20 protein-coding genes are annotated in these 24,056 nt (G+C 62.7%); 7 read left to right on the forward strand and 13 right to left on the reverse strand.

The window, feature by feature from the left end:
* Genes QM712_RS01520 through QM712_RS01530 form a run of 3 tightly spaced genes read right to left on the reverse strand, consistent with a single transcriptional unit; the run spans window position 1 to window position 3,195 of the window.
* A complete protein-coding gene (locus QM712_RS01520; RefSeq protein WP_415021249.1) occupies window positions 1-1,200 on the reverse strand; it encodes an ABC transporter substrate-binding protein in 1,200 nt (399 codons plus the stop codon).
* Between the two features lie 39 nt (window positions 1,201-1,239).
* Entirely contained in the window at window positions 1,240-2,466 is a 1,227-nt protein-coding gene (locus QM712_RS01525) for a gallate dioxygenase (protein WP_415021250.1), read from the reverse strand.
* A 48-nt stretch (window positions 2,467-2,514) separates the two neighbouring features.
* Window positions 2,515-3,195 (reverse strand): isochorismatase family protein, encoded by a 681-nt coding sequence (locus tag QM712_RS01530; RefSeq protein ID WP_415021251.1) that lies wholly within the window; start codon window positions 3,193-3,195, stop codon window positions 2,515-2,517.
* A gap of 126 nt (window positions 3,196-3,321) precedes the next feature.
* Here QM712_RS01530 and QM712_RS01535 point away from each other — a divergent pair, with 126 nt between their 5' ends.
* Window positions 3,322-4,554 carry a LysR family transcriptional regulator gene (locus tag QM712_RS01535; protein WP_415021252.1) on the forward strand — a complete coding sequence of 411 codons (1,233 nt, stop codon included), beginning with the start codon at window positions 3,322-3,324 and terminating at the stop codon, window positions 4,552-4,554.
* A 7-nt stretch (window positions 4,555-4,561) separates the two neighbouring features.
* On the opposite strand, the gene QM712_RS01540 is transcribed toward QM712_RS01535, so the two are convergent.
* From QM712_RS01540 to QM712_RS01585, 10 genes are all read right to left on the reverse strand, one after another.
* Window positions 4,562-5,737, reverse strand: coding sequence for a 4-hydroxybenzoate 3-monooxygenase (locus QM712_RS01540; RefSeq protein WP_415021253.1), 1,176 nt, complete (start codon window positions 5,735-5,737; stop codon window positions 4,562-4,564).
* Window positions 5,738-6,142: 405 nt separating this feature from the next.
* Window positions 6,143-6,766 (reverse strand): flavin reductase family protein, encoded by a 624-nt coding sequence (locus tag QM712_RS01545; RefSeq protein ID WP_415021254.1) that lies wholly within the window; start codon window positions 6,764-6,766, stop codon window positions 6,143-6,145.
* A gap of 398 nt (window positions 6,767-7,164) precedes the next feature.
* Window positions 7,165-8,520, reverse strand: coding sequence for an aminotransferase (locus tag QM712_RS01550; protein ID WP_415021255.1), 1,356 nt, complete (start codon window positions 8,518-8,520; stop codon window positions 7,165-7,167).
* 53 nt (window positions 8,521-8,573) lie between these two features.
* Window positions 8,574-9,260 (reverse strand): ABC transporter ATP-binding protein, encoded by a 687-nt coding sequence (locus QM712_RS01555; protein ID WP_415021256.1) that lies wholly within the window; start codon window positions 9,258-9,260, stop codon window positions 8,574-8,576.
* Window positions 9,261-9,270: 10 nt separating this feature from the next.
* Window positions 9,271-10,044, reverse strand: a complete 774-nt coding sequence (locus tag QM712_RS01560) for an ABC transporter ATP-binding protein (RefSeq protein WP_415021257.1) — start codon at window positions 10,042-10,044, stop codon at window positions 9,271-9,273.
* On the reverse strand, window positions 10,044-11,024 hold the full coding sequence (locus QM712_RS01565; RefSeq protein WP_415021258.1) for a branched-chain amino acid ABC transporter permease: 981 nt from the start codon (window positions 11,022-11,024) through the stop codon (window positions 10,044-10,046). Before QM712_RS01565 ends, QM712_RS01560 begins: the two co-directional genes overlap by 1 nt.
* Window positions 11,021-11,896 (reverse strand): branched-chain amino acid ABC transporter permease, encoded by an 876-nt coding sequence (locus QM712_RS01570; RefSeq protein WP_415021259.1) that lies wholly within the window; start codon window positions 11,894-11,896, stop codon window positions 11,021-11,023. The genes QM712_RS01565 and QM712_RS01570 overlap by 4 nt, the downstream gene beginning before the upstream one ends.
* 40 nt (window positions 11,897-11,936) lie before the next feature.
* Window positions 11,937-13,094: an ABC transporter substrate-binding protein gene (locus QM712_RS01575; RefSeq protein ID WP_415021260.1), complete on the reverse strand. Its 1,158-nt coding sequence runs from the start codon at window positions 13,092-13,094 to the stop codon at window positions 11,937-11,939.
* Between the two features lie 69 nt (window positions 13,095-13,163).
* Window positions 13,164-14,858 (reverse strand): hydantoinase B/oxoprolinase family protein, encoded by a 1,695-nt coding sequence (locus QM712_RS01580; RefSeq protein ID WP_415021261.1) that lies wholly within the window; start codon window positions 14,856-14,858, stop codon window positions 13,164-13,166.
* On the reverse strand, window positions 14,855-16,930 hold the full coding sequence (locus QM712_RS01585; RefSeq protein WP_415021262.1) for a hydantoinase/oxoprolinase family protein: 2,076 nt from the start codon (window positions 16,928-16,930) through the stop codon (window positions 14,855-14,857). The genes QM712_RS01580 and QM712_RS01585 overlap by 4 nt, the downstream gene beginning before the upstream one ends.
* Window positions 16,931-17,121: 191 nt before the next feature.
* Here QM712_RS01585 and QM712_RS01590 point away from each other — a divergent pair, with 191 nt between their 5' ends.
* The 6 genes from QM712_RS01590 to QM712_RS01615 all read left to right on the forward strand — a co-directional run bounded on the left by QM712_RS01590 (window position 17,122) and on the right by QM712_RS01615 (window position 24,029).
* Window positions 17,122-17,961, forward strand: a complete 840-nt coding sequence (locus QM712_RS01590; protein ID WP_415021263.1) for a GntR family transcriptional regulator — start codon at window positions 17,122-17,124, stop codon at window positions 17,959-17,961.
* A gap of 120 nt (window positions 17,962-18,081) precedes the next feature.
* A complete protein-coding gene (locus QM712_RS01595; protein WP_415021264.1) occupies window positions 18,082-19,515 on the forward strand; it encodes an NAD-dependent succinate-semialdehyde dehydrogenase in 1,434 nt (477 codons plus the stop codon).
* Between the two features lie 47 nt (window positions 19,516-19,562).
* On the forward strand, window positions 19,563-20,840 hold the full coding sequence (locus tag QM712_RS01600) for an NADH:flavin oxidoreductase/NADH oxidase (protein ID WP_415021265.1): 1,278 nt from the start codon (window positions 19,563-19,565) through the stop codon (window positions 20,838-20,840).
* 12 nt (window positions 20,841-20,852) lie between these two features.
* Window positions 20,853-22,544, forward strand: a complete 1,692-nt coding sequence (locus QM712_RS01605; protein WP_415021266.1) for a class I adenylate-forming enzyme family protein — start codon at window positions 20,853-20,855, stop codon at window positions 22,542-22,544.
* 43 nt (window positions 22,545-22,587) lie between these two features.
* Complete coding sequence (locus QM712_RS01610; RefSeq protein ID WP_415021267.1) at window positions 22,588-23,586, forward strand: zinc-binding dehydrogenase; 999 nt, start codon at window positions 22,588-22,590, stop codon at window positions 23,584-23,586.
* Window positions 23,583-24,029 carry a PaaI family thioesterase gene (locus QM712_RS01615; protein ID WP_415021268.1) on the forward strand — a complete coding sequence of 149 codons (447 nt, stop codon included), beginning with the start codon at window positions 23,583-23,585 and terminating at the stop codon, window positions 24,027-24,029. Before QM712_RS01610 ends, QM712_RS01615 begins: the two co-directional genes overlap by 4 nt.
* The last annotated feature ends 27 nt before the right edge of the window (window positions 24,030-24,056 follow it).

A 24,056-nucleotide genomic window follows, 5' to 3' on the forward strand; every position in this document is an offset into this window, starting at 1 on the left:
CTATTTCGCAGGGTCCTTGACCGCCTCGATCGTATCGAACGCGATGTTATGCCAGCCGCCATCTTTCAACTCGCCCTTGCGGATGTAGATGTTCTCGATGACATCGCGCGTGGCCGGATCGATCTCCAGGGGCCCGCGCGGGCTTTCGAGCTTCGTGCCCTTCAGGGCCGCCATCAGCACATCGCCGTCGAGATTGCCGTTGGTCTTCTCGACCGCCTTGTAGATCAGCGCCATCGCGTCGTAAGCCTGCACCGTGCGGACGCTCGGGACCGCGTTGGCGCCGAACATCTCCCGGTAGCCCTTCAGGAACTCCGCATTGGCCTTGTTGTCCAGCTCGACCTGATAGTGCAGCGACGAGATCACACCCTCGACCGCATCGCCCATCGCAGCCAGCATGTAGTCGTCGACGACGTCCCCCGTCACCAGCAGCTTGATGCCGGACTTGACGAGGCCGCGCTCCCTGGCCGCCTTCATGAAGGCGACCGAGACATCCCCACCGGGATTGAACGCGAACACCGCGTCGGGCTTGGCTTCCATGGCGCGCTGCAGGAAGGGCGAGTACTCCATCGCCGCCACCGGGGTTCGCGCGTCCCCGATCACCTTGCCGCCGCCGGCCTCGAAGCTCTTCTTGAACCAGGTTTCGGCGTCAATGCCCGGCGCGTAGTCGGAGACGATCGTATAGGCCGTCTTGATGTTGTTCTTGGCGGCCCAGGTGCCGAGCGTCGCGGCAAGCTGCGGCAGCGTAAAGGAGACGCGGACGAAGTAAGGCGACTTCTCGGTGATGATCGAGGTCGCCGCGTTGACGATGACCGCCGGCTTCTTGGCCTCCGTCAGCAGAGTCGCCGCAGACATCGCATTCGGCGTGAAGCTGTAGCCGAGGATCACGTCGGCCTTGTTGCGGACGATCAGCTCCTGGGTCAGCCGCCGCGCCAGATCGCCCGAGCCCGGCCCCTGATCGTCCCGCAAGACCGTTTCGACCGTCAATCCGGCAACCGTCGTCCCGTGCAGCTTCTGATAGAGCTTGACGCCGTTTTCATAATACTGCCCCTGATCCGCGAAGGCGCCGGACATCGGCAGCACCAGCCCGATGGTGAGCTTGCCGCTCGCCGCCTCCGCCACGCCCGAGAGCATCGAGGTGATCGTCGCGACGGCAGCGACACGCTTCAGCATGGCGGACATTGAGGTCGGTCGAAATGTCATTGCGTAACTCCGGGGAGACAGGAAAAGAGCGCGGGAAAATCAGCGAGCGTCCGGCACCTGACGCGTTGCAAGAAACTCGTCGAAGGTCTCTCCGCGCATCGACGCATAGACCTCCAGGTTGGTCTCACCCACGAGCCGCGCGAATTTCTCGAGGACGAAGAAGTTCGCGCCATACTGGATCAGCCCGAGCCAGTTGCGGTCACGCACGAGCGCGGTCTCCTGATCGGTCAGACCCGCGTTGCGGCACGCGGCCGCCTCGTCGCGCTCGAACTCCGCGCGGCTGACCGGCGTCCGCATGTTCCAGAAGAAACGGTTGAGGCGAATGCACTTCGTTCCGGTCTTGATGTCGAAGGCGTATGTGCCCGCGATATCCTCGACACCGACCAGCTGCGGGTTCTGCGAGACACTCTCGACCTTCTTCGGCGCCTGGTCGTTCTCCTCGAAGACCAGCACCGTCATCGCGGTCGTGGTCGCCAGATAGTAGTTCTGGTGCACCTTCTTGATGTCATCGCTGAGCGCACCACGCATCGCCAGCCACATGATGACCTCGACGCTTTCGGCGCCGCCGAGGCGGATGTAGTCGACATGCTTCATCTTGGCGAGCGTCATCGGATCCTTTTCGATCAGGTCGATGAACCGCATATCCCACTCGGTGTCGTTGTAGCCGGTCCGCTCGCCGTGGATCTGATGCGAGAGACCACCGGTGCCGACCACGGCGACCGTCAGGTCTTCGGGATAGGATTCGATCGCGCGGCGGAGCGCCTGACCGAGGCGATAACAACGCATCGCCGTCGGCAGCGGGTATTGAACGACATTGACTTCGATCGGGATGACCGCGCCCGGCCAGCCGTCCTTGTGCGGCCACAGCAGCGGCAGCGGCGAGAACACGCCGTGGTCGAGCGGACGGTCCTGGAACACGGAAATGTCGAACTCGTCATTGATGACGCTTTCGGCGATGTGCCGCGCCAGCCCGGGGTGCCCGGGCAGCGTCGGCAGCGGACGACGGCCGGCGCCTTCGTCGGCGACGTCATAGCTCGGCGCCACGCCGAGCGCGAAGGTCGGGTAAAGGTCGTAGAAGAACGCATTCAGATGATCGTTGTAGAAGAACACCAGAACGTCGGGCTTCTTCTCCTGGAGCCAGTTGAATGCCGGCTCGAAGCCCTTGAACAGCGGAGCCCAGGCGGGATTTTCCTGCTTGTTCTTGTCATAGGCGACGCCGATCGTCGGCACGTGGGAAGCGCCAATGCCTCCGATAATCGTCGCCATGTCTCTTCCCTTTCGCTGTCGTCCAGAAGTCGATTGAGCGGTGCCGCCCTAGGTCGCCACGACGAGATCGTCGATCACCTCGTCGGTCGTCAAGACATCGCCGAAGCTCTGAAACACCGTCGAGAACCCGATGTTGTGGTCCTCGATGAAGCGAGCCGCGTTGGCGTCGCTCACCATGACCACGCGGAAATCCAGCATCATGGCGTCGCGCGCCGAGGTCTCGCAGCACATGTTGGTCAGCATGCCGACGATCACGACGTTGGTGATTCCCGCTGCCGTCAGCTTCTCCGGCAGGTCCGAACGGGACGGGATGAAGGCGCTGAAGCGGGACTTCGTGGCCATGATGTCGGTCGGCTGGACGTCGAGGGTCGGATAGATCAGGTGCCCATCGGCCCCAGCGGTCAGATTGTCGCGGTGCCGGGCGGCGTTCTCCTTGGTGAAGAAATAATCGTGGTAGATCGGCCAAAGGCTCTTGCCGCTCTCTCCGGCCGTCATACTGATCCAAGCAACATGTCCACCCCGCGCCCGAAACGTCGCAGCAAGCTTGTTGATATTGGGCACGATGGCAACTGCGGGCGGAACATCAGAGACGTAGAATTTCTGCATATCGATGACCACCAGCGCGGTTTCGCGCGGCTCAAACCGCTCGAAGACGCGCAGGCGGCCACGCTTCTTCATGACGCGGTCGATGACGTAGGGCGGCATTTCGTAAGGCGACGGCGATGTCATCGGGTTATCAGCCTCGGGCTCGTAGTGCGTGGGCACGGTTGGTCGATGGCGTAAAATTAGCTTGCCCTCCCGTACTGCCTAGGAGCAAATCTTCCGAGATCCTATCTAAATTCGTTATGCCGCGGTATGGCGACCCTCGGAGAAACCGGTGCGGATTTGCTGAATATCAGAAACCTTCGTGCTTTCGTGGCGGTGGCTCACTCCGGAAGCGTGATCAAGTCGAGCCGCCTGGTTCGCCGCGCGCAATCGGCCGTCACGCGTTCGATCAAGGAGCTGGAGGCCGATGTCGGCGTCCAACTGTTCGAGCGCCGGTCGCAGGGCATGCTGCTCACCGAATTCGGGCGCGCGCTGCTCGCCCGTGTCGAACGCGCCTTCGCCGAGATGGAGACCGCGCGATCCGCCTTCCGCAACGCCCAGCTGCCGGCGAGCCTGATCGAGAAGGCTCCGATCTTCTCCCTGTTAATCAGCCGTCAGCGCCTGCTCGTCTTCGCCGAACTGGTCGAACAGCATCATATGGGCGCGGTGGCAGACAGCCTCGGGATTTCCCAGCCGGCCGCCAGCCAATCACTGCGCGAGATCGAGGCGAGTGTCGGCGTCAAGCTGTTCATGCGGGGAGCTGGCGGGATGCAGCCATCGCCATTGGGCGCCCTGCTCGGCATGCACATCCGGCGCGCGCTGGCCGAAATCCGGGCCGGCGAAGTCGAAATCCAGTCGCTCCGCGGCGCCATCGCAGGCAGGGTGATCGTCGGGTCGCTGTCGCTGGGCCGTACCCGGCTGCTTCCGAAGGCGATCATCCAGTTGACCCGCAACTATCCCAATCTGACGGTGGCCACCGTCGAAGGAACCTTCGAGCATCTGGCATCCAGGCTGCGCGCGGGCGACATCGATTTCATGCTCGGCGCCCTGCGTCCTCCGGAGCACACGATTGGCCTGGCGCGCGACGTGGTGACTGAGGATGTCCTGTCGGTCGTCGCAGGCAGTTCGCATCCGCTGGCCCGCAAGCGGAGGCTGACATTCGCGGATCTCGCATCGGCCGATTGGGTACTGCCACCCCACGGCGCTCCCACCCGCGAGCTGCTCGAAAATGCCTTGAGAAGCCACGGGCTCGGCGAGACCCGCGTGGTGGTCGAGACGGCGGATCTTGCCATCACCCGCGGCATTCTGGTCGGCAGCAACATGCTGACCGCCGTTTCGGCACACCTCTTCCACGAGGACATCGCCGCCAAAGCGCTGGTCGTGCTTCCCCTGACGCTGCCGGAAACCAGCCGGCCGATCGGGATGTTGCAACGCCAGGCGAGCAGCCCGTCATTGGCCGCACAGTTGCTGATGGCCAATATCAGGGCCATCGGGCAGCTCTGACGCCCGGTCAGGACAGGTTCAGCGGCGTGCCGACATATTGTTCTGCGATGGTGGTCTGCGCCGCGCGAGACCCGAGGATGTATTCCAGTTCGGTAAGCTGGAGATTGCGCTCGAAGGCGGAGTGCTCGGGAAACTTGTGCAGCAGACCGGTGAGCATGGTCGAGAACCTGACGGTCTTCCACACCCGGTCGAGACACTTCTCGGAATAGCCATTCAGCCGTTCCTTGTTGCCGGTCCGGTAGAACTCGATCAGGGCATTCGCCATGACGCGGACGTCGGCGACCGCCAGATTGAGGCCCTTGGCGCCCGCGGGCGGGGTGATGTGGACCGCATCACCCGCGAGAAACAGCCTGCCGTACTGCATCGGAGACGCGACGAACGAACGTAGCCGCGCGATGTCGCGCTGGAAGATCTCGCCCTCGACGATCTCGGTACGCCCCTCGTCGAACATGCGCGCGTGCAGTTCATCCCAGAAGCGGTCGTCCGACCAGGATGCGTGATCGTCGCTCGCCTCGACCTGCAGGTACAGGCGCGATATCGCGTTCGAACGCCGGCTGCAGAGCGCGAAGCCGCGATCGCTGTTCGAATAGGTCATGTCGCTGAGCGGCCTCGACCGCGACAGTACGCCGAGCCACGCGAAACCGTAGACGCGTTCGAAATTGGTGATGTGGCCGGGGGGCGGTGCTTGCCGGCTCACGCCATGAAAACCGTCGCAGCCTGCGATGTAGTCGCATTCCAGCACCTGGTCACGGCCGTCATGGTTGAGGTGGATTTTGGGCCGGTCGCTCTCGAGATCCGACAGACGCGACACCTTGGCTTCGAACAGCAGCGGCTGCGACGCGTCGAGTCGCGCCCCGATCAGGTCCTTGACCACCTCCTGCTGGCCGTAAATCATCACGCGCCGGCCGGTCAGGCCGGGGAGATCGAGATGGATGTTCTTGCCGCGAAACCGAATGTCGAGGCCTTCGTCGACCATGCCTTCGCGCCGCATCCGCGCGTCGAGTCCGAGCATTTCGAGCGTCTCGATCGTCCCGGGCTCAAGCACGCCGGCGCGCACGCGACCCTCGACATAGGAACGGCTCTGGCCCTCGAGCACGACACATTCGATTCCGGCACGATGCAGCAGGTGCGACAGGAAAAGTCCGGCGGGCCCGGCACCGATAATTCCGACTTGCGTGCGCATAATTTAACGTCTCATCCTCACCGTCGAGCCGGCAGCCAAGTCTCATGGCGCCAGCGCGCGTAGACTTGTACGGAGAAGACCGCGATACAAGGCGTAAAGAATGAATACGCCAATCTAACTAGCTTATTTGCAAACAGCCGCCCGGGCGGCCAATCCCGAAAATGGGATGACGTCCGTCTGCGAGAGAGCCTCGAAGCACCATCGCATGTGAGGCGCGAAGAAGCGGCTTGAGGAACGAACAGCCGGTTTGCCGGAACGACCATCGCGCATCGGACGCATCGATGCCCACGGCAGGGTGAGCCAAAAAGACAATCTATCAAGTAAATTCAATGCCTTAGACGAGCCAACAAGTTGGCTGAACACCTCTCATTCGATTAAAAAGTCTCGCCTCCGCAGCCGCCGGTCCTATTCGTTCGGCCGGCGCATCGCGAAGATGTTGTCCGCACCTACGACCGCATATTCCGAGTATCCCAGGCGCGCGATCGGCTTCAACTTCTTCATGTCGATCCGACCGTCGGTCATGATCTCATCGTCGATGTGAATGCCGACGACATTTCCGATCATCATCGCATTAGGCTCGCCCGACGGGGTGGTTGGCAGGTCGATGATCTGATGAAGTCTGCACTCGAGCCCGATGCCGGCCTTCGCGACGCGCGACGGCCTTACCAATCTCGACGGCAGTTTCTCCAGAGAGGCTAGATCGAACTCATCGACTTCACTGGCCACTGGCGCGCAGGAGAGGTTCATCGCCTCGCGCTGCGACCAGGTCGCGAGATTCACCACGAACTCAGGAACCTGCCGAACGTTCACGACCGTATCTTTTTGCCGTCCATCCGCGTGATTGGCATTGACACAAACCATCACCATCCGCGGAAACTCCGCGACCGCATTGAAGAAGCTGTAGGGCGCGAGATTCTCGACACCCGACGCCGAGATTGTGCTCACCCAACCGATCGGACGCGGCACGATACAAGCCTTGAACGGGTCTCGGGGCAGACCGTGATCGTTCTTCTGCGGGTCAAAAAACATTCGAAGGGCCTCTTTGGGAGCAAAGCGCTTGGGGATCCATCCAGACCTGGACGGCCGCCATGACGACGGAAACACGGCGGAGTATGGCTGAACGTCCAACTCAACAAAACCACGGCAGGAACACGAGAGCCGGTCTGCACGATCATTCGCAAGAACGTAAAGCCGGCGACGTCCTGGGCCCAAAGGCCCAAGACACCGTTGACGTGACACACCCGGAGCGTGTCGACAGACGCCGGGCGTCGTTCTGCGGTGTTGCAGCCCTGTCGCCCCGGACGGGATTGGCCTCAGGGTTGACCGCGACGCCGGTCCCCCTGCCCGTCATCGATGATACGATTGCCGCTCACCTTTGGCCGGGCCATCTGATGTCGCTTCTCTTGGATTGCGGCTCCCACGGTCGATCAGCGGAATCCATCCAGCGCGGCCTTGACCCGCGAAAACATCTCTTCGATCTCGCTCTCATTGATGATCAGCGGCGGAGAGAACGCAATGCGGTTGCCGATCAATCGCAGGATGACGCCATTTTCCCGGATCTTGGCGTCGATCTTGTTGGGTATCTGCTTGTCGGCCGGGAAGGCCGCACGGCTCTTCTTGTCCTGGACGATCTCGATCCCGCCGATCAGGCCGACGCCCTCGGCACTGCCGATCAGCGGATGGTCGCGCAGCCCGTGCAGGCCGGCCAGGAACGGCTTCTCCATCCGCTTCACGTGACCGACAATATCGAGCTCTTCGTAGATCTTGAGCGTCTCCAGCGCCACCGCTGACGTCACCGGATGACCCGCGTAGGTGTAACCGTGGGCAAAGCTGCCTTGCTTGTCGCTCTCCGAAAGCATCGCCTGGAATACCCGCTCGTTGATCAGCAAGGCCGAAATCGGTGCGAGACCCGCCGACAAGCCCTTCGCGCAGGAGATCATGTCGGGCTCTAGGCCGAAGGTCTGGGACCCCCAGACGTTTCCGGTCCGGCCGAAGCCGCAGATGACCTCGTCGGCCACGAACAGGATGTCGTACTTCTTCAGGACCGCCTGGATTTTCTTGAAGTAGCCGGCCGGCGGCAGCACGGCGCCTCCCGCCCCCATCACCGGCTCGGCCCAGAACGCGGCGATCGTCTCCGGTCCCTCCTTCTGGATCAGGTCCTCCAATGCGGCTGCCATGCGCGTCGAATACTGCTCTTCGGTCTCCCCGTCCTTGGCAAGGCGGTAGTAATGGGGGAACTCGGTATGGAGGAAGCCCTGGAACGGCAGATTGAAGTCCGCATGCATATCCGGCTTGCCGGTCAGGCTGACCGAAGCGCATGTCGATCCGTGATAGCTCGCCATTCGTGCGATGATCTTGCGCTTCTGCGGCTTTCCGACCGCGTTCCAGTAGTACCAGACGAGCTTGATCGCGGTGTCGTTCGCCTCCGAGCCGGAGCACTGGAACAGCACCTTCGACATCGGCACTGGCGCGATCTCCAGCAGCTTTTCCGCGAGTTCGATCGCCGGGCCGTGCGAGGCGTGCCGATAGATGTGGTAATAACCGATGTCCTTCATCTGATCGTAGGCGACCTTCGCGAGGCGCTCGTTTCCGAAGCCGAGCGATGCGCACCACAAGCCGGCCGCGCCCTCGAGGAACCTCTTGCCTGAATCGTCCTCGATGTAGATGCCGTCGCCGCGGGTGAAAATCCTGGGACCGATCTCGACATGCTTGCGCAGATTGGTCTGCGGATGGACGAGGCTTGCGACGTCTCTGACGTGAAGGCTGTTCGATAGTTGAGGCATGATATCTCCTTTTCTTCTTGCCGGCGCTGGTCCGCAATCCCGGTCCGGGTCCGTCAGGCCCCGAGGTAGGCGCGTCTGATTTCGACGTTGTCACGCAACTCAGTGGACGTTCCCTCGAACTTCACGCGGCCTATCTCCACGGCAATCCCGCGATCTGCGAGTCTGAGGGCCCAGTTGGCGTTCTGCTCGGCGAGCACGACTGCTAGTCGCTCTTTCGATTGGATCTCTCGGATCAATTCCCCGATCCGCTGCACCATCACCGGCGCGAGACCAAGCGACGGCTCATCGAGCAGGAGCAGTCTAGGCCGCGACATCAACGCACGACCGATCGCAAGCATCTGCTGTTCACCGCCGCTCAGGCTGCCCGCAGCCTGCTTCATGCGTTCGCGCAATCGCGGGAAATACGCCAGGATCTGCTCCAGACGCTCGCCGATGGCGGCCTTGTTCAGAATGTGCGCCCCGGCGAGCAGATTCTCGTGCACGCTGGTCGCCGCGAACACCCGCCGGCCTTCGGGCGAAAGCGCGAGGCCCCGCTTGGTCATGGAATAGGCCGGACGTCCGGCGATGTCCTCGCCGCCGAAGCGAATTGCCCCGGACGCGGTCTTGACCAGCCCCATGATGGCCTTGAGCGTGCTGCTCTTGCCCGCACCGTTCGAGCCGACCAGGGCGACGATCTCGTTCTCCTCGACCCTCATCGAAATGCCGTGCGTGGCCCGAACGTTGCCGTAGATGGCAACCAAGTCCTCGACTTCAAGCAGACTCATGTTCGGACCCCAGATACGCTTCGATCACCTGCGGGTTCTTCGTGACCTCGGCGGGCGTGCCGATGCAGAGTTCGGTGCCGTGATGAAGCACGACGACACGGTCACAAAGACGGGCGATGAACCTCATGTTGTGGTCGATGACCATCACCGTGACACCGCTGGCATTGATCCCCTTGACCACATCGGCGACCCGGTCGGCCTCTTCCGAGCTCAAGCCAGCTGCGGGCTCGTCGAGCAAGACCAGTTTCGGCTCGTTCGCCAGAGCGATCGCGAGGCCAAGCGCCTTCTGCCGCCCGTAAGGCAGGCTGCCGGCGGTGGCGTCCCGAAAATCCCTGAGGTTCAGTTGGGTCAGCAGATGCTCGACCCTGTCGGCCGATGCATTCCAGGCGGACTTGTGCGCGGACGATCCCAGGACTGTCGACCAAAACCCCCGATAGGAGCAAGCGAACGTACCCCGCATGACGTTTTGCCAGACCGTTCGCTCAGCGTAGATCGTCGTGGATTGAAAGGTTCGAACCAGCCCCATCGCGACCAGGCGATGGGTCGGCATGCCCGTGACATCCCGCCCCTTGAAACGTACCGATCCCTTGTCGGGTTTGATCGTCCCGGACAGCAGATTGACCGCGGTGGTCTTGCCGGCGCCATTCGGTCCGATCATGCCGAGCACCTCGCCTTCGTTCACGGTGAAGCGAAGGTCGGTCACGGCACGGAGCGCCTGGAAGCTCTTGCTGAGCCCGTCGACTTCAAGCATCGCGGTCATCATTTTTCCCGGCGGGTTTTCTTGGACAGGTTGCGCAGCAACTCGCCGAGGTCGAACAAGCCGCCGGGCAGGTATCGCATCAACAGGATCAGCGCGAGGCCGTAGAGCACCCACTGATAGTCGACCCAACTCCGCAGCAATTCCGGGAGGGCAACGATGAAGATCGCACCGAGGATCGGGCCCCACAGCGAATTCAGCCCACCGATGACGTTGATGACGACCAGCTTCAACGACTCCGCGAAGCCGTATGACAGCGGCGAGATGTAGTGGACGAAACTCGCCTGCAGCGAGCCCTGGATGCCGACAAGCGCACAGGCGATGACAAAGACGATGATCTTGACCTTGAACACCGGCACGCCGTTGCTCAGCGCCAGGCCCTCGCTCTCGCGGATCGCGTCGACGGCATCGCCGAACTGCGACACCAGCAGCCGGCCGCATATGACCGCGGTCAGGATCGCAAAGCCCAGCACGAGGTAGTAGAACCCCGTCGGAGAGCTGAATGCGGGCGGCGCGGCGATGCCCGATATTCCTTCGGAGCCGTTCGTGACATTTGTCCAGTCGACGAAGATCTGGCGCACGAACTCACCAAAGGTGAAGGTGAAGAGAACGAAGTACACGCCCTTCAGGCGCAACACGACCGGCCCGACGACAGCGCCGGTCAACGCCGACGCAGCCGCGCCCGCGACCAGCGCCGCCCACCAGGACATCTCGAGATTGGTCGTGAGCAGCGAACTCGTGTAGCCACCGACGCCCATGAAGGCTGCCTGGCCCAACGAGAATTGACCGACCCGGAAGATCAGATGGATGCTCATCGCCCCGATGGCATAGATCGCGACGAGGGTGGCGATGTAGAGCAGGAAGGACTCGCCGGTCACCAACGGCAACACCGCAGCAACCGCGACAAGAACGACGGCCGGCATGATCCGCACGGACTGGAATCTCAACACAGGCGCAGCGCCGTTGACAGCTTCGATCGTCATGCCACGCGCTCCGCGCGTCCGAGCAATCCCTGCGGCTTGAGCACGAGCACGACCATGATCACCCCGAATGATGCGAACTGAGCGACGGACGCGCCGTAGTAGGTCGTGAGCGCGCTGTCAGCCATGCCGAGCAGCAGGCCACCGACGGCTGCCCCTGGAATGCTTCCGAGACCGCCGAGGATCACCACGATGAAGGCCTTCACGACCGGCGAAGCCCCCATGAACGGCGACAGAGAATAGAGCTGCCCCAGCAATCCACCGGCGAGGCCGGCAAGCGCCGTAGCCGCGAAGAAGGCGGCCCGGTAATAGGCGCGGACATTGATCCCCTGAAGCTGCGCCGTATCGTTGTCCTGCGCGACGACCCGCATGGCCAGCCCGGCCTTGGTGAAGCGCATGAAGAGAAAGAAGCCACTGAGCGCGGCCGCCGCGATCCCGAGCACGATCAGGCGATCGGCCGGAATGCGGACCGGACCGAACACGAAGATCTCCGAATAGGTCGGGGGAACCGAGCGCTGGCTGACGCCGAAGAGGATCACCCCCAGGAACGTCATCATGGTGGACAGACCAAGTGTGGCGATCATGCCCTGGTATTCGCGCTGGTAGAACGGCCGCAGCACCAGCCGTTCCAGCAGCAGCGACAGCGCGCCGACCAGCAACGCCGACAACGGCAGTCCGATCAGGGGCGATATGTGGAAATACTGGACGCAATACAGCAGCAGAAAGCCGCCCAGCATCGCGAACTCGCCGTGGGCGAAATTCACGATCCGCATGATGCCGAATATCAGGGTGAACCCCAACGCCATCAGAATGTAGATGGCGCTGAGATTGAGCCCGTTCAGGATGATCTGGGTCAGGAGAGCCCACGAGAACATATCAGATCGTGCTCCACGCCGCTGTGGTTTCCGGGTGAGGTTAGTTGGCCGAAACCTTGGCCACGTTGACGGCCTTCCCGTCCTTGACCTGCTGAATGATGAAATTGATCATCAGCTGGTGATCGATCCCGTAGGTCTCCTTGCCGCCCCACTTGAGCTTCCCGAAGATCGTGTCGTAGTCCGTCATCTTCGCGAGCTCTTCCCTGACCTTGTCGACTTCGATCGAGCCACTGCGCTTGATCGCCTCCATCAATATCCGGGCGCCGTTGTACATGACCGGACACCAGGGGCTCATCGTGCCGCCATACTTCTTCATGTACTCGTCGTAGAACTTCTTGCCGAGCGGGTTCTCGACATCGAAGAAATTGAAGGAGATGAAGCCTTCGGCCAGCGGGCCCGCGATCGCCACGTTCTCCTCGATCGAAGGACCGCCGATCTGGACGATCTGGCCTTTGAAACCGAGCTGGCGGGCCTGCTTGAGAAGGAGCCCCGCGTCGGCCGGAGCATTGGAATCGAGATCCAGGATGTCGATTTCCTGCGCCATCATCCGCGTCAGCAACGGAGTGAAGTCCGCAATGCCGCGCTCGAACTTCTCGCTGAACGGGATCTCAAATCCGGCGGCCTTGTAAGCATCGGTCAGGATCGGAATGACCTGCTGACCCGTGGCGTCCGAAGGCCCGATCAGCGCGACCTTCTTGGCGGACGGGAACGTCTTCTTCAGCCAATCGATGATCGGCGGTCCGAATTCCTTCGTCGTGACCGAGATGCGATAATTGTAGTCGCTGTCGCTGGGCAATACCTTCGGGGAGAAGCCATCGTGCATGGTCAGCACCTTCGCGGGCTTCGTCACCGACAGCGCACCGAGCACGGCGGGCGTTCCGATCGGGCCCATGACGTATTTGACCTTGTCGGCATTGACCAGACGCGTCGCCGCCGTGGATCCGCCCTGGCCGGAATAGGTATCGTCGTAGATGATGAGTCGCGGCGTATAGGTCTTGCCGCCGACGACGATGCCGCCCGCGGCATTCACCTCGTCGATTGCCAACTGAACGCCGCGCTGGGTCGCAACGCCCCAGTCGGTGGCGCCGCCCGACAGGCTGCCGATAGCTCCGATCGGCAGGTCCTCCCCGGCAAAGGCCGTGCTTGCAAGCACCAGACATCCGATCGTCGCGAGAAAGCCACCCCTAAACATCGTCATGATATTCTCCTCACTTTCACAAAATCCGCAGACGTGGTCGCCGAGGTCGAAGACTTTGCTCGACGACCGTCAGGTCAGTTCGTCCTTGCTCGCGCCATAGAGCTCGACGGCCTTCTGCGCGCTGATGTACCCGTCGGCGACGTCCCGCTTGATTTGGGCGAGAGAGCGCTTTTTGGGATCGCCGTAGCCACCACCTCCGGCCAGGCGGAAGCTGACGATGTCGCCGCGCTGAAGCGTCCGGATTTCCTTGGAGCCCAAATGCTCGGTGACGCCGTCGCGTATCAGCAGGGTCTCCGCCGTAGCGCCGGGCTGGCCGCCGAAGAGGCCGTAAGGCGGCGTCTTGTGACGGTCACCCAGCAGCACCACCGTCGCATTCTCGCAGAGGACTTCGACGTCCTTTCGAGTACCGCATCCTCCGCGATAGAGTCCGGCGCCGCAGGTGTCCGGTATCGCCTGAAGGCGATGCACACGGACCGGATTGTTGGTCTCGTGGACCTCGACCGGCACGTTGGCGCAATTCATGACCGGCGCCAGCGCTTCCACGCCGTCCTTGTTCGAGCGTCCGCCGTAGCCTCCGAAAATGAGGTCGTACATGATCCAGCGCTTGCCGGTCTTGTCGTCGACACCGCCGATCTTCGGATTACCCCAATGGCTGAACGCGCCCATGGCCCGCTCGGGAACGGCCTTGGACATCGCGCCGTTGATGGTGTCGAAGATGCGAACCTGCACCGAAGCCCGGCCGCCGCTCGCGGCCGGGTAGCGCGCATTGAAGAAGCTGCCTTCGCGCGCGACGATCTTGATGACGCGCTCCACGCCCGCATTGTTCGGGACGTCGATCTTGGCGAAGATGCGCATGGCGAAGCTGCCATAGGCGCGCGTGTAGTTGATGTAGCAATTGATGCCGGCCGGCACCTGGTCACTGCTTCGCGAGAAATCTACCGTCGCCCCGTCGCTGTCGAGCGTGACGTCAACGCATACTCGCACGGGATCGGTGCCGGGGCCGTAGTCGTCGAGTTGGTCCTCGAAGCTGTAGGTGCCCTGCGGAAGCGCGGCGAGGAGCTCGCGCGTGCGCAATTCGGAGCGGTTGAGAATTTCGTCGACGAGCGTATCGAACTCGTCGAGCCCGTGGTCCGAGATCAACCTGCGCAACCGTTCGGCACCAACGTGGTTTGCGTTGCGTTGCGCGAACAAATCGCCGCGGACTTTTTCAGGCAGGCGCACGTTTCCGAGCACGATCCGAAGAATGTCGGGCTCGAACTCGCCGTCCCGGATGATCTTGACGGGCAGAACACGAATTCCTTCGGCAAAGGCGTCCTTCACGCCCTGAACCGCCTCGGAGCCGGGATGGGCGCCGCCGACATCGACATGATGGGCGGTGTTGACGACGTATCCAACCAGATTGCCGTCGAGGAAAACGGGCGTGACCAGGTAGAAATCGGGGAAATGCGCGCCGCCCAGGAACGAGTCGTTGGTACAGAGCGTGTCGCCCGGTTTGAGCGTCTCCGGCGGAATGTACTTGAGAACGTTTTCAACGGCGTAGGGCATCGCGCCGAGATGCCCCGGCGTGAAGTTGCCCTGCGCGATCAGCCGGCCGTGACGATCGAAAAGACCGGTCGAGAAGTCCTCGCCTTCGCGCACGGCTTCCGAGAACGCGGTTCGGCGCAGCGCGCCGCCCATCTCGTCCGCAATCGAAACCAGACTGTTCCAGACGACCGTGAGCGTGATCGGATCGACCCGGCCGACATTCTTTGCGATGCGTTTCACTTCGCACCTCCGATAGTGATCATGAGATTGCCGGACTGGGTGACCGAAACGACGTCACCGGGAAGGACGACGGTGGTCGATTCCTTTTCCTCGACCAGCGCCGGGCCTTCGAAACTGTGGTGCGGCCGTAGCGCGTAGCGGTTGATGACCTTGCACGACGTCAGGCCACCCGTTTCCGGGAAATAGGCCTTGCGCTCTCCGACGACCGGATCTGACGCGGCGGTCGTTCCGTCCAACTCGAGCGCCGGCCCCTTGCCGTCCCTCACGATGCTGGCGAGCACGTACCAGTCCGTCACCTCGACGGCGGCGTCCTTGTCGTTGTAGCCGTATTCCTTCTTGTAGGCGGCGTAGAACGCGTCGAGAACCGCGCGTTCGTAACCGGGACCGATGTCGCCCGAAGGAAGCTCGACCCTGATCTCATAGCCCTGGCCGACATGATGGATCGACGCGCTGCGTTCGATCCGGATCTCGCCGCCATGGCGCATCTTTTCGACCTGTGCACGAACCCGCTGCTCCAGCTCGCCGAAGATCTCCACGATATCGCCCTCGGACTTCCCGTCCAGTCTGACGACGCGCGTCAAACCCATATCCATCTTCTGCTCGGCAACCAGCAAGCCGAGCGCGGATCCGACGCCCGCCCCTCGCGGTACGATGACGCGTGGGACCTCCATCGCGCGCGCGAGACGGCACGCGTGGAGAGGACCTGCGCCTCCGAACGCCACGAGGGCGTAACGGCGCGGATCGCGACCGCGCTCGATCGAGACGATCCGCATCGCCCTTTCCATGTTGGCGTTGGCGACCGAGTGAATTCCCCAGGCGGCCTCCTGCAACGACAGTCCGAGGGGCTCGCCGATGTCCCGCTCGATCGCCTTCGAGGCCCCATCCGCTTCGAGGCGCATGGCTCCGCCGTTGAAGAAATCGGGGTTGAGATAGCCGAGCGTGAGATTGGCATCGGTGATGGTCGGATTGGTCCCGCCGCGGCCGTAGCAAATCGGGCCCGGCTCCGCGCCGGAGCTGTCAGGACCGACCGTGATCAGGCCCATCTTGGTGCGCGCGATGCTGCCTCCGCCCGCTCCGATCTCCAGCAGCTCGATCGCCGTGATGTTGAGCGGCAGTCCGCTGCCCTTCTTGTAGTTCACCGCATCGACCTCGAAGGTCGGCGTCACGGCAGGCACACCGCCGTCGATGGCACCGAGCTTGGCCGTCGTTCCGCCCATATCGAAGGTGAGGACGTGATCGAAACCCTCTTCGCGTCCGACTTCGGCGCACATCAGGACGCCGGCGGCCGGCCCGGACTCGACGATGCGAATGGGGAATGATCGGGCGAGCTCACTCGAGACGAGGCCGCCGTTCGACTGCATCACCGACAGATTGGCGGACACGCCGAGGCGACCGAGCGAACCCTCGAGCGACGTCAGGTAGTCGTCCACAAGCGGCGCAACATAGGCATTGGCGACCGTGGTGCTGGTCCGCTCGTATTCACGGAACTTCGGCGAGATCGTCGAAGACAGCGAGATCACCTTGCCCGGCAGGTGCTTACCGAGGATTTCACTCACGCGTCTTTCGTGGGCGGGATTTGCGTAGGCGTGCAGCAGCACCACGGCCACCGCATCGAAACTACAGCCCGCGAGCGTCTTGGCCAGCGCCACGACCTCCGCCTCGTCGAGCGGCGCGATCACCGATCCGTCCGGAGCGAGGCGCTCGCTGACCTCGAAGATGTTCGACCGCGGCGTCAGCGGCTGCGGCTTGTCGAGGTGCAGATTGTTGGTGTCGTAGCGCTTCTGGCGGCCGATGAGCAGAACGTCGCGAAATCCCTTCGTCGTGACCAGGGCGACCTTGCTTCCCTTACGCTCGAGAATTGCGTTGGTGGCAATCGTGGTCGCGTGCAGGACGTCTGCGATCGACTTGCCGTCGAAATCACCCATGGCCTTGCGCTGAGTGAGATCATCCGTAACCGCTTTCGCCGGAGCGCGCGGTGTCGTCGGAACTTTCCAGATCTTGACGACGCCCGTCTCGGTATCGCGCAAGGCGAAGTCGGTGAAAGTCCCCCCGATGTCGAAAGCCAACTGCATGTCTTTTTCAGCCTCCCGAAAAGGCCCACGACGGTTCTCGCTGGCCGTGGCTCACTCGATTATGGTATGCCATCATACAATTTATCGATTGGCAAGCCTCGGCGTGAGCCAAATTGTTTGCAGTGCGAGAGACAATCTGACTGTTTTGAATGCAAGCGCGGTCACTATCTGCGCAGAGCAAGGAAGGAATGATGCCAACACGATCCGGCAAGACCACCACTCGCAAGAGAGCGAATGGCGCAGAAAAGAAGAGCCCACCGTCTGTCCAAGCCAGCACTGGAGAACAGGACAGGCTGCGCAGCACATTGTCGGTTCAACGAACCACGCCGACGCTTCGTCTGCTCGCGCTGGAGAAATTGCGCACCGCGATCATCGACGGTGAATTCGCGCCGAACACGCGGTTGGTCGAGCGACAATTGTGCGATTTGCTCGGCGTCAGCCGCACCATCGTTCGCGAAATCCTTCGGCAGCTCGAGGCGGAGGGGTGGGTCGTGAATCCGCCCTACAAGGGCCCAACCGTCGCCGCACTGAGCCTCGAGCAAGCTAGGCAGATGTACGAAATGCGCGAGGCGCTGGAGGGCATGGCAGCACGCTTATGCGCGAGGCGCGCGACGGCCGAGCAGATCAATCAGCTGGAAAGGATCGTGGACGAAATGTCGCTGGCCCAGTCCAAGCGGGATCTGCATCGACATCTCGACACGATCAAACGCTTCTACGAGGTCATGCTGAAAGCCACCGGCAACGAGATCCTGGCCGAGTTCCTGTCCTCGCAGCATCACCGGCTTACCCGCTTGCGCTCGATGTCGCTGTTCCAGCCCAAGCGCGCGGCAGTGAGCGTCGTCGAGAAGCGCCGCATGGTGGCTGCGATCAAACGTCGCGACGAGAAGGCGGCGCAGATGACCAGCGAGTTGCACATTCGCAAGGCGGCGGAAGCGGCGCAGATCGCCTATCGCCCCGATGAGACGACACCAACCACCACCGGCAGCCGGTCCAGGGCAACGCGACGCACGCGTTACAAAGCCAGCGCATGACGGCTCGTAAACTCAACGGATTTCAACGCAGGAAGAACCGTTCGGGTGCCCCGCTTTGACAATCGCGGATTTTGGTATACCATAAGACAATCGTGTTGAGAGCGTCGGAGCAGCGTCGACATGTTCAGCTATCCCAAGATCAAACTGTTCATCAACGGTCAGTGGCGCGAGCGGGACGGCGACATTCCAATCATCAACCCCTGCAACGAGCAGCCGTTGGGCGTGCTTCCGCAGGCGACACGCCAGGATCTCGACGATGCGGTGACGGCGGCGGAGAAAGGGCTTCGCGCCTGGCGACAGAGTTCGCCTGCACATCGACAGCGGGTCATCGAAAGCGCGAGCCGAATTGCACGCGAGAACCGCGATTACATCGCTCACGCGATGACGCTCGAACAGGGCAAACCGATCCTGCAGTCACGTCTGGAGATCGACCGCGGCTGCGACATTCTCGAATGGGATGCGACCGAAGGCCGCCGGACCTATGGTCGCGTGATTCCGACCGAACCCGGCATGCGCTTTACGGTCACGCGAGAACCGATCGGCGTGGTTGCCGCGTTTTCGCCCTGGAATTTTCCGTTCAGTTCGCCGGCGCGCAAGATCGGAGGTGCCCTTGCGGCGGGTTGCTCGATCATTCTCAAGGCCTCGGAGGAGACGCCGGCCGGTGCGATGATGCTTGTGCAGGCGTTTGCGGATGCAGGCATTCCGGACGGTCTCATCAACCTGGTCTACGGCCGTCCCGCCGAGATTTCCGACTATCTCATTCCGCACCCGGCGGTACGATTGGTGACATTCACCGGCTCGGTTGCCGTCGGCAAGCGCCTGGCGGAAATTGCCGGCCGCCACATGAAGCCTGTCATTATGGAGCTCGGCGGGCACGCCCCCGTCATCGTCTGCGCCGACGCCGACATCAAGCGCGCCGCAGCGGTCTCCGTCACCGGAAAGTCGCGTAATGCCGGACAGGTTTGCGTCAGTCCGACCCGGTTCTTCGTCGAGGATTCCGTATACGACCGTTTCGCGGACGAATTCGCCACCGGAGCACGGCGAGTAAAGGTCGGCGACGGCCTTGATGAATCCAATGCGATGGGCGCGCTTGTCAATGCACGCCGTCTGGGAACGATCGACTCGATGGTGCAGGATGCCGTCGCGCACGGCGCCAATGTGCTTGCAGGTGGCAGCCGCCTCGGAAACCAGGGCTTCTTCTATCCCTTGACCGTGCTGGGCGATGTGCCCGAGACGGCACGCGCAATGCAGGAGGAGCCGTTCGGCCCCCTCGCCCTGCTCTCGCGCGTCCAGTCCGTCGACGAAGCATTGATCAAGGCCAACTCCCTTCCCTATGGCCTTGCCGCCTATGCGTTCACCGAGTCCGCCGCCACGGTCGAGAAGATCTCGCAGACGATCCAGTGCGGCAATCTCGCCATCAACCATCTCACCGCTTCGTTTGCCGAGACGCCGTTCGGCGGCGTCAAGGACAGCGGATATGGCCGCGAAGGCGGCATCGAAGGCCTCGATTGCTACATGAGCACGAAGCTGGTGAGCCACAAGATGTCCGCCTAAGCCACGATCGAAAGACAACGACCGGAAGATATTGCGAGTCAATCCGCGTGAGCGAAACCAGCACGATGCCGGAAGCGACATCACTCTTGCTTCGCCCGATCCAGTTGCGCGGTCTTCACGTGCGCAACCGGATCGTCATTTCGCCGATGTGCCAGTATCGGTCGATCGCCGGCGGGCCTACCGACTGGCATTTGGCGCATCTCGGAAAATTCGCCATGGCCGGCGCAGGCATCGTGTTCGGAGACGAGACGGCGGTCGAGGAGCGCGGCCGCAAGACCCATGATTGCGCCGGCATCTATCACGACAGCCACATCGCCCAATACCGCCGCATCACCGACTTCATCCGGGCGATGGGCTCCAGTCCCGCGATTCAACTCGGCCATTCCGGACGGAAGGCATCATCGCACGGCGCGATGATGAACTGGGCGCCACTGACGGCCGGCAATGCGCTGCCGGGCCGGGAGCCGTGGACCGGCGTCGCGCCAAGTCCCATTCCAGTCTCGCCCGGTGCCCATACGCCGCAGGAGATGACCCGTGACGACATCGCGTCTGTTGTAGGCGCCTGGTCCGAAGCCGCCAAACGTGCCGTGCAGGCTGGATACGACGTCTGCGAGATCCACGGCGCGCATGGTTATCTCATTCATCAATTTCTTTCTCCTGCGGCCAACAAGCGAGCCGATGCCTATGGAGGCGACCGCCGGGGACGAATGCGTTTCGCCCTGGAGGTGGCCGAAGCCGTAAGGGCCGCCTGGCCCAGCGATCGTCCGGTCTTCTTCCGTTGCTCCGCGGTCGACGGAAAGGGCGGAATCTGGGACCTGAACGACACGCTCGCTCTGGCCCGGGCGCTCAAGAGCATCGGCATCGATGCCATCGATTGCTCGTCCGGCGGTATCCAGAGCGACAGCGCCTTTCCATTGATTCCGCGGGTCCCCGGCTATCATGTTGCCTACGCCTCGCGCGTCCGCCGCGATGTCGACATCAAGACCGTCGCTGTCGGCCTGATCACGGACCCGCGTCACGCCGAAGCCATTCTTCAGCAGGGCCATGCCGATCTCATCGCCATCGCGCGCGAAGCCATTGCCAATCCCAATTGGCCGGCGCACGCGGCCGAACTGCTCGGCGAGGACAGCCGCAACCTGCTTCCGCCAGACTATGCCTACCGGCTTCGCGGCCGCGATCGTACGACCTCCGGCTACCCGCGCGGCGCCGAGGTGACGATCCCGCTCGCGGACGGCGAGAACGAGCCATATGCCTGGTTCGAGCAGCCCGGCCGAGACCCCAACGACATCTGCTCGCCTTTGCTCAACACGATCGGAATTCACTGACCGGTATCGCCGATGGCTCAACTTCTGTCGCTGCTCGACCTCGATGACACCCGCCGCTTCTATGCCAGCGGGTGGTGGCGTCAGGATACGATGTACATGCTGCTGCGGCAGTGGGCGGAACGGCAGCCCGATCACTACGCGATCCGTGACACCGAATCCCGCATCACCTATCGCGAGGCACTGGCATGGGTCGATGCGATCGCCGCCGACCTGCATGAGGCAGGCCTGCGGCCGGGTGATCGCGTCTCGATCTGGCTGCCGAGCCGGATCGAATCCGTCCTCATCCTGCTCGCCTGCTCGCGCATGGGCTATGTCTGCAACCCGTCGCTGCACCGGGACTATACCGGCCGCGAGATCCGCGCGCTGCTGGAGCGCGTCTCCACGTCCGCGTTCTTCGCCCAGCCAGGCTACGGCGCCGACGCCGATCGCTGCGATATCTTCGACCTCGTCGTCGACCTGCCGCAGCTGAAAAAGGTGTACAGGCTGCCGCCATTGTCGGCCGCACCGCTGGACGGGGCTCCAACCAGCCGCTGCGGAATTTCGCGAGCTGCAGCCCGACACGACCTGCCGTTCTCCTCGTCCCCCGACCGCGTCATGTACCTGGCGTTCACCTCGGGCACGACGGGATTGCCGAAGGGCGTCATGCACTCGGACAACACGCTTCTGTCGAACGGCAGGGCGATCGCGCGGGATTTCTCGTTCGACGTCGACACCGTCGTCTACACGATCAGCCCGATGAGCCACAATATGGGCACCGTTGCACTCGTCACCACGCTGTCCTGCGGCGGCGAGCTCGTCGTGCATTCGCCGCACGACGGCAAGCGGACGCTCGATCGCATCCTGGAAACCGGCGCGACCTATCTGATCGGCGTCCCCACGCACGCGATCGATCTACTGGCGGAGGTGCATCGGCGCGGACTGCCCCGGATCGGCAAGGCCTCCGCGTTCCAGCTCGCTGGCTCGCCGATCCCCGGAGAGACCGTTCGGGCGCTGCTGGCGCTCGGGATCACGCCGCAGAACTGTTTCGGCATGACCGAGAACTGCTCGTTTCAGTACACCCGGCCCGGCGATTCCTCCGAAATCATCATTGATACGTGCGGCCGGCCCTGCGATGGATTCGAGCTCAAGCTGTGGGACCCCGAGAACGCCGATCGCGAGATCGCGGTCGGCGAGACCGGCGAGTTGGGCGGTCGCGGCTGCTGCCTCATGCTCGGCTATTTCGACGATCAGGCCAATACCGAAAGATCATTCAATCGCGACGGCTGGTTCATGACCGGCGATCTCGGACAGATGGACGAGCACGGAAACGTCCGGATCGTCGGCCGCAAGAAGGATCTGATCATTCGCGGCGGCCACAACATCCATCCGGCGAAGATCGAAGACCTCGCGATGCGCCACGGCGCCGTGTTCAAGGCTGCGGCATTTCCCGTTGCGGACGCACGGCTCGGTGAAAAAGTCTGCCTCGCCGTGGTGAGCAAAGACCGCGCGGCGATAGATCCTACCGAGCTGCTGATCCACCTCGACAGAATGGGTCTCTCGAAATTCGACATGCCTGAATACTTCATCCAGCTGGACAGCCTGCCGCTCACGGCCAGCGGCAAGGTGCTCAAGCGGAAGCTCGCCGAGGACGCATCGCAGGGCCGGATCAAGCCGGAGCCGATCCGCTTCGATCCCGGATCGATGACCGCGAGCAGACTGACGTGATCCACGGATAGACCGACCAGCACGCGTACCGAAGAGGAATGTCATGAAAGCTGCAGTCATCGAGAAGCAAGGCGGCGTCGAGGGTCTGGTATATCGTGATTTTCCCGATCCCGAAGTTCGCCCGGGCGACGTGCTCGTCAACGTGAAAGCCTGCGGCCTGAACTATTTCGACATCTTCGTCCGCCGCGGCATGCCCGGTTTGCCGGTGAAGCTGCCGTTCATTTCCGGCGGGGATATCGCGGGAACGGTCGCCGCGGTCGGAGCCGAGGTCAGGGGCTTCAAGGTCGGCGATCCCATTCTGGTCGATCCGATGACCGACGAAGGCATGGTCGGCGAGGAAGTCCAGGGTGGAATGGCGGAGCTCGTCCGGGTCCAGCATCAGTTCGTCATTCCTCTCGACAAACGCCTCTCCTATGAACGTGCCGCGTGCATCCCCGCCAATTTCGGCACGGCGATCCGGATGCTGCACACCAATGGACAGATCCAGAAGGACGACTTGATTTTGGTGCTCGGCGCAAGCGGCGGCGTCGGAACGGCCACGGTGCAGGTGGCGAAGGCGCATGGCGCCCGGGTCATCGCCTGCGCCGGCAGCGACGACAAATGCGCCCGGCTGAAGGATCTCGGCGCCGACCACGTCGTCAATTATAGCGCGGAAGACTTTTCGCGGAAGGCTTGGGCCATCAGCGGCAAGAAGGGGGTCGACGTCTGCGTCAACTTCACCGGCGGCGATACCTGGGTTCCGTCGCTCCGCGCGCTCAAGCGCTACGGCAAGCTGCTGACCTGCGGCGCGACCGCAGGCTTCGATCCCAAGGAAGACATCCGCTACATCTGGCAGCGCGAATTGCGGGTGATCGGATCGAATGGCTACCTCAAGGAGGACGTAACGGCAGGCATGCTCGCGGTCGCCGAGGGCAAGTTTCAGCTCCCGGAAATCCGGACGTTCGGGTTGTCGAAGCTGGGCGAGGCGGAGAACCTGATGGAGGCCCGTGACTTCTTCGGCAAGATCGTCCTGATTCCCGATTGGTCCGGAGAACAAGCATGAGCACCCGGAGCGAGAATGCCGAACATCTTCCCCCGATCGAACGCCTGCAGTTCGAGTTGGCGCATCCGCCCTACCACGCGTTCCTGCGCCCGCAGGCTGTTTCCGTCGATGCCGACAACGGAGTGGTCGAGATCCGCCTGCCGTTTCGGCCGGAGTTTCAGCGCGTGCCCGACAAGCCGGAATATCATGGCGGCGTCATCGCCGGCCTCATGGATCTGACTGCTCACGCGACCGTCGCCGTCAAGATCGGCAAGATGGCTCCCAACATCGATCTGCGGATCGACTATCTCCGCGGAGCCGCGGCGACCGATCTCCATGCCAGGGGCATCCTGAGAAAGCGCGGCCGCACATTGGCGCTGGTCGATGTGGAGGTCCGCGACGACCAAGCCAGACTCATCGCCGTGGCGCGCGGGACCCTGAGCACCTCCTACGGACCGCCTTGAGCTGGCCCAGGGCTCGTTGAAACCGGC

Origin of the sequence: Bradyrhizobium sp. (assembly GCF_047605465.1) — a bacterium.
In the GTDB taxonomy this organism is placed as follows: Bacteria; Pseudomonadota; Alphaproteobacteria; order Rhizobiales; family Xanthobacteraceae; genus Bradyrhizobium.

Bases quoted from the DNA above. Each gene is read 5' to 3' on its own strand.
- QM712_RS01520 (WP_415021249.1), bottom strand. From the start codon at position 1,200: ATGACATTTCGACCGACCTCAATGTCCGCCATGCTGAAGCGTGTCGCT.
- QM712_RS01525 (WP_415021250.1), bottom strand. From the start codon at position 2,466: ATGGCGACGATTATCGGAGGCATTGGCGCTTCCCACGTGCCGACGATC.
- QM712_RS01530 (WP_415021251.1), bottom strand. From the start codon at position 3,195: ATGACATCGCCGTCGCCTTACGAAATGCCGCCCTACGTCATCGACCGC.
- QM712_RS01535 (WP_415021252.1), top strand. From the start codon at position 3,322: ATGGCGACCCTCGGAGAAACCGGTGCGGATTTGCTGAATATCAGAAAC.
- QM712_RS01540 (WP_415021253.1), bottom strand. From the start codon at position 5,737: ATGCGCACGCAAGTCGGAATTATCGGTGCCGGGCCCGCCGGACTTTTC.
- QM712_RS01545 (WP_415021254.1), bottom strand. From the start codon at position 6,766: ATGTTTTTTGACCCGCAGAAGAACGATCACGGTCTGCCCCGAGACCCG.
- QM712_RS01550 (WP_415021255.1), bottom strand. From the start codon at position 8,520: ATGCCTCAACTATCGAACAGCCTTCACGTCAGAGACGTCGCAAGCCTC.
- QM712_RS01560 (WP_415021257.1), bottom strand. From the start codon at position 10,044: ATGACCGCGATGCTTGAAGTCGACGGGCTCAGCAAGAGCTTCCAGGCG.
- QM712_RS01565 (WP_415021258.1), bottom strand. From the start codon at position 11,024: ATGACGATCGAAGCTGTCAACGGCGCTGCGCCTGTGTTGAGATTCCAG.
- QM712_RS01570 (WP_415021259.1), bottom strand. From the start codon at position 11,896: ATGTTCTCGTGGGCTCTCCTGACCCAGATCATCCTGAACGGGCTCAAT.
- QM712_RS01575 (WP_415021260.1), bottom strand. From the start codon at position 13,094: ATGACGATGTTTAGGGGTGGCTTTCTCGCGACGATCGGATGTCTGGTG.
- QM712_RS01585 (WP_415021262.1), bottom strand. From the start codon at position 16,930: ATGCAGTTGGCTTTCGACATCGGGGGGACTTTCACCGACTTCGCCTTG.
- QM712_RS01590 (WP_415021263.1), top strand. From the start codon at position 17,122: ATGCCAACACGATCCGGCAAGACCACCACTCGCAAGAGAGCGAATGGC.
- QM712_RS01595 (WP_415021264.1), top strand. From the start codon at position 18,082: ATGTTCAGCTATCCCAAGATCAAACTGTTCATCAACGGTCAGTGGCGC.
- QM712_RS01605 (WP_415021266.1), top strand. From the start codon at position 20,853: ATGGCTCAACTTCTGTCGCTGCTCGACCTCGATGACACCCGCCGCTTC.
- QM712_RS01610 (WP_415021267.1), top strand. From the start codon at position 22,588: ATGAAAGCTGCAGTCATCGAGAAGCAAGGCGGCGTCGAGGGTCTGGTA.
- QM712_RS01615 (WP_415021268.1), top strand. From the start codon at position 23,583: ATGAGCACCCGGAGCGAGAATGCCGAACATCTTCCCCCGATCGAACGC.